The organism is Haloferax sp. AB510 (genome assembly GCF_024136985.1).
Taxonomy (GTDB): domain Archaea; phylum Halobacteriota; class Halobacteria; order Halobacteriales; family Haloferacaceae; genus Haloferax.
The window spans coordinates 1-8,556 of the sequence record NZ_JAMYJY010000134.1 but is presented as its reverse complement, the minus strand read 5'-3'; the positions used below and the strand labels follow the sequence as shown (position 1 = coordinate 8,556).

The 8,556-nt window shown below is 68.3% G+C and carries 7 protein-coding genes and 3 pseudogenes; 8 read left to right on the top strand and 2 right to left on the bottom strand.

What is annotated here, in order from left to right:
• Nucleotides 1–642 (bottom strand): ABC transporter ATP-binding protein (locus NKF06_RS18480; protein ID WP_253246250.1); only part of this gene is annotated, 642 nt, incomplete at its 3' end.
• A pseudogene (locus NKF06_RS18475) lies at nt 643–1,220 on the bottom strand (biotin transporter BioY). It lies immediately after the preceding gene.
• Nucleotides 1,221–1,380: 160 nt separating this feature from the next.
• Between NKF06_RS18475 and NKF06_RS18470 the strand changes: the two are divergent.
• The 8 genes and pseudogenes from NKF06_RS18470 to NKF06_RS18435 form a co-directional block, all read left to right on the top strand.
• Nucleotides 1,381–1,986 carry a conditioned medium-induced protein 4 gene (locus NKF06_RS18470; protein WP_253246249.1) on the top strand — a complete coding sequence of 202 codons (606 nt, stop codon included), beginning with the start codon at nt 1,381–1,383 and terminating at the stop codon, nt 1,984–1,986.
• A gap of 121 nt (nt 1,987–2,107) precedes the next feature.
• Nucleotides 2,108–4,216, top strand: a complete 2,109-nt coding sequence (locus NKF06_RS18465) for a minichromosome maintenance protein MCM (RefSeq protein ID WP_253246248.1) — start codon at nt 2,108–2,110, stop codon at nt 4,214–4,216.
• Nucleotides 4,217–4,339: 123 nt separating this feature from the next.
• Nucleotides 4,340–5,440, top strand: a complete 1,101-nt coding sequence (locus NKF06_RS18460) for a hypothetical protein (RefSeq protein WP_157575441.1) — start codon at nt 4,340–4,342, stop codon at nt 5,438–5,440.
• A gap of 89 nt (nt 5,441–5,529) precedes the next feature.
• Nucleotides 5,530–5,832, top strand: coding sequence for a hypothetical protein (locus NKF06_RS18455; protein ID WP_058826817.1), 303 nt, complete (start codon nt 5,530–5,532; stop codon nt 5,830–5,832).
• A gap of 135 nt (nt 5,833–5,967) precedes the next feature.
• Nucleotides 5,968–6,306 carry a hypothetical protein gene (locus NKF06_RS18450; protein ID WP_253246247.1) on the top strand — a complete coding sequence of 113 codons (339 nt, stop codon included), beginning with the start codon at nt 5,968–5,970 and terminating at the stop codon, nt 6,304–6,306.
• Nucleotides 6,303–7,257: pseudogene (locus NKF06_RS18445) on the top strand (hypothetical protein). Before NKF06_RS18450 ends, NKF06_RS18445 begins: the two are co-directional and overlap by 4 nt.
• A 51-nt stretch (nt 7,258–7,308) precedes the next feature.
• On the top strand, nt 7,309–8,178 hold the full coding sequence (locus NKF06_RS18440; protein ID WP_253246246.1) for a hypothetical protein: 870 nt from the start codon (nt 7,309–7,311) through the stop codon (nt 8,176–8,178).
• Nucleotides 8,175–8,556, top strand: a pseudogene (locus tag NKF06_RS18435) (chromosome partitioning protein ParA); the annotation flags it as partial. The gene NKF06_RS18440 and the pseudogene NKF06_RS18435, both read left to right, overlap by 4 nt.

Here is an 8,556-nt window from a genome sequence, read left to right as displayed (position 1 = left end):
GTCGAGGGCGACGTCGCCGTCGGCGAGAACGACCACGCGGTCGGCCAGTTCAGCCACGTCGCGCAGGTCGTGGGTGACGACGACGAGGCTCGTGCCCTCGGCACGGAGGTCCCGGAGGCGGGCGAGCACGGAGCGCCGGGCGGGTTCGTCGAGGCCGGTGAACGGTTCGTCCAAGACGAGGTGGTCGGGTTGCATCGCCAGCGCGCCGGCGATGGCGAGGCGTTCGACCTCGCCGCCGGAGAGAGCGTCAACTCGCTCGTCCTCCCGGCCGTCGAGGTTGACCGCACCGAGTGACTCTCGGACGCGGCGGTCGATTTCGTCGCGGTCGAGGCCGAGGTTCTCCGGGCCGAACGCCACGTCGGCCCCGACGGTCGCGGCGACGAGCTGGTCCTCGGGGTGCTGGAACACCATCGCCACCGCGGTTCGGGCGGCGACGAGGTGGTCCGAGACGGAGCGGCCGTTGACCGAGACCGAGCCCTCGTCGGGGTCGAGCAGGCCGTTGAAGTGCCGGACGAGCGTGGTCTTGCCGGAGCCGTTCGCGCCCGCGACGATGACGCACTCGCCGTCGTCGATGGCGAGGTCGACCCCGTCGACCGCGACCGTGTCGCCGTAGCGGTGGACGAGGCCCTCGACGCGAATCATCTACTGGGCGGCGATGGCGTCGGAGCGGACGATGCCGACCGCGGCGGCGATTTTGAACGCCTCGGCGGGGATGAACGCGGCGGAGGCCGTCCAGAAGGCGGATTCGAGGCCGACGCTCTGGACGTACGCGAAGCCGAGCGTCCCGAAGGCGTAGACGACGACGGTGCCGGCGACCATCGCGCCGACGAGTCGGACGGTGCGCACGCGGTAGTCGCCGACGCTGATGCCGCCGTGGACGACGAGGCCGACGATGACCGCGGCGACGGGGTACGACCAGAGGTAGCCGGCGGTCGGCCCGACGAGCGGCGCAAGCCCGGCGGAGCCACCGGCGAACACCGGCGCGCCGAGGCCGCCAGCGGCGAGATAGAGCGCGATGGAGCCGCCGCCCCAGACGGGGCCGAGGAAGATGCCCGCGAGGAAGACGACGAGCACCGCATCGTCACCGGAATCGGCGAGACGGGGTTCGGGAACGAGACGTAACTGCCAGCGCCCATGAGCGCCGCGAACAGGGCGGCGCGGGCGATGTTGCCGACGAGTTCGTCACCGACGAGTTCGACTGACTCGTGTTCGGTTGCCATGCCCATCGCTGTCTCGTAAACCCTGTTTAACTTATCGGTTTACAGAGTGTGTGGGCGAGGTCGGTCCTCGGTCTCGTCGGCCGGTTCGAGTCGTCTCTCCGGCGCTCGGCGGCTCTCGGGTCAGCATCATTAAAGACGCTGGACGTGCCATTCTTCGGGTATGGACGAGAAGACCGCCGAACTCCGCGACATCTTCATCGAGGCGACTGGGTCGGACACCGTGACCGAACAGCAGTCCGAGTCGCGCGGGTCGCTCGCCGACGTGGACGACCCCGAAGCGGTCCGCGAGCGCGTCCGCGACACCGTGGCGACGATGCGCGAGCGCTACGCGTTCGACACCGAGTTCGACGACGACGCGCTCGTCGCGCTCGTCGTCGGCTTCTTCGACGGCGACGCGGACGCCGACCTCGCGGTCGAACTCGACGCGTCGCCCGAGGCGGTTCGCACCGCCCGGTTCGACCTCCATCTCGTCCGCGACGCCGACCGCGAGTTCCCGTTCGACGCCGACCGCTTCGACAACCTGCTCATCGACGGCGCGGACGACGAGACCATCGCCGAGACGCTCGACGTGCCCGTCGAAGTCGTCGCCGAGTGCCGTCCCGTCGCCGAGGCCGACATGCGCTCGACGCGTGTCAACTACCGCTTCCGCGACGAGTTCGCGGAGCTGTTGACCGACGACGACCTCTCGAATCGGATGGCCGAGGACGCCCGCCGCGACGGCCTCCGCGAGGCGACCGAGGACATCGAGACCGACGTGTCGCTGTAGCGGGCGGCCGCTGTGACCCTTCGGGTCGCGCGAGCCCCGGCGCGCGGCCGACCCGTCGGGACGACGGAGGGTCGGCCGAACGACGAAGGTTCTTAACCGATTGGGGACATACCCTTGTGCGATGGCGCAGGCCCCCCAGAACCGAGACCTTACAGAGCGGTTCATCGAGTTCTACCGCAATTACTATCGAGAGGAAATCGGAAAACTCGCACAGCAGTACCCGAAAGAAAAACGGTCGCTGTACATCGATTACGATGACCTCTATCGGTTCGACGCGGAACTCGCGGACGACTATATCACGAAGCCCGGCCAGTTCCAGGAGTACGCGGAGGAGGCGCTGCGCCTGTTTGACCTCCCCGCGGACGTGAAACTCGGGCAGGCGCACGTCCGGATGCGCAACCTTCCCGAGACGGTCGACATTCGGAACATCCGGGTCAACGACGACCACATCGGGACGCTCATCTCGGTGCAGGGAATCGTCCGGAAGGCGACCGACGTGCGCCCGAAAATCACGGAGGCAGCCTTCGAGTGCCAGCGCTGCGGGACGATGAGCTACATCCCGCAGGGCGACGGCGGCTTTCAGGAGCCACACGAGTGTCAGGGATGCGAGCGTCAGGGGCCGTTCCGCATCGACTTCGACCAGTCGAACTTCATCGACTCCCAGAAACTGCGCGTCCAGGAGTCCCCCGAGGGCCTGCGCGGGGGCGAGACGCCGCAGAGCATCGACATCAACCTCTCGGACGACGTGACCGGCAAAGTCACCGCCGGCGACCACGTCACCGCCGTCGGCATCCTCCACATCGAACAGCAGACCTCGGGCAACGAGAAGACGCCCGTCTTCGACTACTACATGGAGGGCATCTCGCTCACCATCGAGGACGAGGAGTTCGAGGACATGGAGATATCCGACGAGGACGTGGCCGAAATCGTCGAACTCTCGAACGACCCGGCCATCTACGAGAAGATGGTCGAGTCCGTCGCGCCCGCCATCTACGGCTACGAACAAGAGAAGATGGCCATGATTCTCCAACTGTTTTCGGGCGTCACGAAGCACCTGCCCGACGGGTCGCGGATTCGCGGCGACCTGCACATGCTGTTGATAGGGGACCCCGGAACTGGCAAATCGCAGATGTTATCATATATCCGACATATTGCGCCCCGCTCGGTCTACACGTCCGGTAAGGGTTCGTCCTCGGCGGGTCTCACCGCCGCGGCCGTCCGCGACGACTTCGGCGACGGCCAGCAGTGGACGCTCGAAGCCGGCGCGCTCGTCCTCGCGGACAAGGGTATCGCGGCGGTCGACGAGTTGGACAAGATGCGGCCCGAAGACCGCTCGGCGATGCACGAGGGGCTCGAACAACAGCAGATTTCGGTCTCCAAGGCCGGTATCAACGCGACGCTCAAGTCGCGGTGTTCGCTCCTCGGCGCGGCGAACCCGAAGTACGGTCGCTTCGACCAGTACGAGCCGATTGGCGAGCAGATCGACCTCGAACCCGCGCTCATCTCCCGGTTCGACCTCATCTTCACGGTCACGGACGACCCCGATCCCGACGAGGACTCCAAGCTCGCAGACCACATCCTCAAGACCAACTACGCGGGCGAGCTGAACACCCAGCGGACGAACGTCGCCAACTCCGAGTTCACGGAACAGCAGGTCGACGCCGTCACCGACGAGGTCGCGCCGACCATCGACGCGGACCTGTTGCGCAAGTACATCGCCTACTCGAAGCGCACCTGCTACCCGACGATGACCGACGAGGCGAAACAGGTCATCCGCGACTTCTACGTAGACTTCCGTGCCCGCGGTGCCGACGAGGACGCACCCGTCCCCGTGACCGCCCGGAAGCTCGAAGCGCTCGTCCGGCTCGGCGAAGCGTCCGCCCGCGTCCGCCTCTCGGACAAGGTGACCCGCGAGGACGCAGAACGCGTCACGGGCATCGTCGAGTCCTGCCTGCGCGACATCGGTATGGACCCCGAGACCGGCGAGTTCGACGCCGACATCGTCGAGACCGGCCGGTCGAAGACCCAGCGCGACCGCATCAAGAACCTGCTCGAACTCATCCGTACCATGCAGGAAGAGTACGAGGAGGGCGCGCCCCACGAGGAGGTTCTCGAACGCGCCAACAGCGAGCTGAACATGGACGAGAAGACGGTCAACGACCAGCTTGACAAGCTCAAGATGAAAGGCGACATCTACGAGCCCCGCGGGGACGTGTACCGCGCGACCTGAGCGGCCGCCCTCGATTTCTCGACTGTCACGAACTCCGTACTGTTCCGACGAGCGGACATTCTCGAACACGTGTCGTTTATTTACACCAACACTCCTATGTAATCTGAGAATCATGTAGTACGCATGAATCGTCGAGCGTATCTGGCGACCGCGGGTGCACTCTTTCTCGCGGGATGTTCGTCAACGGACGGTGGGGAGACGACGACCGAGGAGCCGACGACGGCGGCGACAACGACGACGGCGGCGACAGACACGCCGACGCCGACCGAGGAGCCGACAACCACGACCGAATCGACGACTGAGACGGAAACGGAGACTCCGGACCAGGTGACTCGCATCCTCGGACTCGCGGTGGAGGACCTCGACGCCGCGGTCGAAGACTTCGCGTCCGTTGCGGGCGACGACGGCGGATTCCACGACCTGAACGCCTCGATTCCGTTCTCCTTCGAGGACACCGCGGAGTCGTTGTACCTCGCGCGCGGCCACTTTAACACGCTCTCCCAGTTCGACCTGACTTCGGCGCAGGAAGACCGTCTCGTGCGCCTCCGGGACGTGTTCTGGTTCCTCTGGTGGACCGGGAAGACCCACGAGAACTCGAATCAGGCCTTCTACCGCACCAACAACGCGGTCTCCAGACTGTACGGCGAGGAGTTCAGCCGCATCGACACGCAGGTCGAACAGATAGACGAGGCGCTCGCGCCAGCGCGAGACACCCTCGAACGGCTGACGGACGAGACAAAGGCCGAGAACCTCGACGAACTCACGACCCTCGAACCCGCCGACTACGGGCGCAAAGTCGACTCCTTCGAGCGGGAGTTCGGGCAGATCTCGGCCTTCGCCGACGACATCCTCTCGTTCCGCAACGCCATCCGGCGGTTACAGGACGGGTTCGACTGGTATCTCGGCGAGGATTACGGCGACGCCTCCCGGTCGTTCTTCCGTGCGATGAGCGCGTTTGAGGACGTGAATGCTCGGGTTTCGGAACGCGACCCCGTGGCGGCGATTGCCGAGCGCTCCGAGGAGTTCGTCTGCCTCACCGACGCGATGGCCCGGGCCAGCGAGGTGCTCGACGAGGCGGCGACCGCGGGCGACAACGATATCCCCGAAAAGCAGCCCGACCTCGAAAGCGAGGCGCACGAGGCCTTCGAGGACTGCGACCTCGTGGCGGAGCACTTCACGTTCGTCGCCGACTTCTTTGAGGAGCTCCCAGACGAGCGAGCGTGAGACGGCCGTTCGACTCGCGATCCGTCTGCGGCCGACCCGCGCGGAACCGACGAACTTAGTGGAGCGTGCGGCGACGGGACAGACGACCGATGGACCGAATCTCCGCCATCCGCAACATCGAAGACGCCATCCGCGACCTCGAATCGGGCGACGCGGACCTCGCCAGCACCGAGCGGCGCGTCGTGACCGTCCTCCGGACGTTCGCGACGGAGTTCGAAGACGACGCCGGCGACGGGACGCTCGACGCGTGGACGGCCGTCGGCGACGACCGCGCGGAGGGACTCGTCGTCCTCGCCGCCGACGAGGCCGACGCGCGGACGCGGGTCAGAGACCTCCTCAACGAGGCGGCCGGCGACGCCGACGACGTGACGTTCTCCGTCGAGCGCGTCTGAGGCGAGTCGCGCGGAGGTTCGAATCCGGTAGGCGCGCCACGCGCACCACCGCCGCCGTTCCCGTCCGTGACAGCCGATTGACGCGAGAACGCCGCTGTCGAACGATTTTTCTCCCGACTCCGTGACCCAGCGTGCGTGCTGTTGGTCGTGACCTACTCGCAGGCGGCGCGGACGACGCTTCGGAACATCTGTCGGACTCACGACGAGGTCGTGGCCCGTCGGCTGGGTCGCGCCGCGCTCTTCGACGAGACGGAGTTGGCCGCCTTCCTCGCGCTTCGGCTTCGGGAGAAACACGACGAGGCCGTGCAAATCGAGCGAACCGAACCGTTCAACGAGTTCGCGGCGGTCCCCGATGCGGTCCGCGAGGCCGCGGCCGCCTACGAGGACCGCGAGTCCCCGGCGACGCCGTACAGCAAGTTCGCCTCGGGCACCGACCACCCGTCGGCCGCGGAGATGCAGCGCCGCGAGCTATGAGGCTCCGACTCCCCGACGGGACCGTCCGCAAAGGGCCGGCCATCGACCTCGCCGACGGACCGTTCGACGTCGGTGCCGCCGAGGTCGTCGCCGCGATACGGGCGGACGACGGGGACGACGGGGACGACGCGACCGGCGCGCTCCGAATCGACTGTCCGCAGCCGGGTCCCGGGCACGACCGCCTTGGTCGGATTCCCGTCTCGAAGTCGACACCGTCCCGCGGCTGGCTCCTCGCGGCAGTCGGTCGGTCCCGCGGGCTTCGCTCTCCCGTCGCCGACGACCTCGCCCGACTCGAAGCGAAACTCGCCGAGCGCCGCGACCGTGCGGCCGAGGAGTCGGAAGCGGACGAACGCGAGCGCGCCGACACCGTCTGCGGCCGCGCTCCGCGAGGCCCGCCGCCGGGTCGCCGCCGCCGGCGAGGACGAGTCTCGACTCAGAGAGCGCGTCGCAACCCTTCGCGGTCGGGTGAATGCTCACCGAGACGCCGGCGACGACGAGGCGACTGAGACAGCGCAATCGGAACTCGTGGCGGTCGCGACCGAACTCTCCGAGGTCGAAACCGAACGCGTCGCGGCCGAACAGCGGCTTTCGGCGCTCGAACGGGCGGCCCGAACCGAGCGAGACAGTCGCGAGGCGAGACTCAAACTCGAAGACGCGGTCAAGAATCGGCGACGGGAGGCGCGGGCGTACTTCGCGGCCGAACTCGGCGATGAGTTCGAGGCGGCGCTCCGGTCCCTCGCGTCGGTTTCGGCAACGGCGACCCCCTCGGGCGGCTCCCCGGACGAGCCGAGCGACCTCGCGTCGGACCCCGTCGCGTGCGCGCTGGCCGCCGCCCGCCTCGCCGACCTGTCCGCGCCGGTCGTCGTCTCGTGCGGCCGGTTCTCGGATGCCGAGGCCGCAGCGAACTGGCTCGACGCGTCGGTCGTCAGATGCCGGCCGAACGGCGGGTGAGCGAGCCACGTCGGGCGTTGATTTATATACGAAGCGGCGGCCAGCCCCGCCATGCACTCCGATATCGACGTGACCGTAGACGACGGTGTTGCCCTCGTCTCGGTCCGAGTCCACAACGACGCACCGGTCGACCGTCGCGTCAGGCTTCGCAACCGACTCGACGGGTCGGTGCTGCCGCCGCGTCGCGCCGGCGTTCCCGAAGCCGGCTGGGACGACGACGGGTTCGAAGGTGTCGTCTCCGCGGGCTCGACGGTCGCGCTCGGCTACGCCGTCTCTCCGTCACCGACGGCCGGCTCTCCGGGAGTTCGAGACCTCCCCGACCGCGCGGTCGACGTGAGCGCGCTCGGCCGCGCCGACGGCGCGGAGCGGACCACGGGCTCAACGCCCGACGATGCGGTTCGAACGCTCGGTTCGGCGCGGCCGCCGGCCGATGCAGTTCCCGTCGCTTCTGACCTGCCGACGACGACGCCGGAGTCGGAGACGTCCGAACCGACACCCAGCACGACGAGCGACGCGTCAGATGGGGAGCGCCGCGACCCGCTCCCGAGTCCCGCACCTCGGACTCGCTCCGAACGTCCCGAACCGTCCGAACAGCCCACGGACGCCGACGTGTCGGCGGCGGTCGGGTGCCCCGTAGAGCGTGGTCACGAGACTGAGCAGTCACTCGAAGCGGAGCCGCCGGAGCCGCTGGGTCCGCTCACAGCGCTCGAGCGTCGCATCGACCTCGCCGAGCGATTGGACGGCGCGTCGGTCGCGGACGCCGCGGCGACGCTCTCGGAGGCCGATGCCGGCGTCGAGGCGCTCGAATCGCTCGATTCGGACCGCGAGCGCCTTCGTCAACTGGCGGCGCGCGCGACGGCGCTCGCGGACCGCGCGGCCGACGCCGACCCCGACGTGGACGCGCTCCGGAGGCTCGCGTGATTCTCGCGGTCGTCTCCGGGAAGGGCGGCGTCGGGAATCGACCTGTCGTTCGAACTCGCGGCGGAGCTAGGCGCGGTCGTCGTGGACGCCGACCTCGGGATGGCGAACCTCCCGTACGCGCCCGGCCCAGATCTCCACGACGTGCTCGCGGGGCGCGCGGACCCGCTCGAAGCCGTCCGCTCGGGCGGCCCGGTCTCGATTCTCCCGTGCGGGCGGACGCTCGCCGGTGCGCGGGCGGCGACGTGCGCCTCCTCGCCGACGCGCTTCACGCGGTCGAAGCGGCCTACGGCGACGTGGTCGTGGACTGTCCCGCGGGGATGCGCGCCGACGCCGGCGTCCCGCTCACCGTCGCCGACGCCTGCCTCGTCGTCGCGTCAC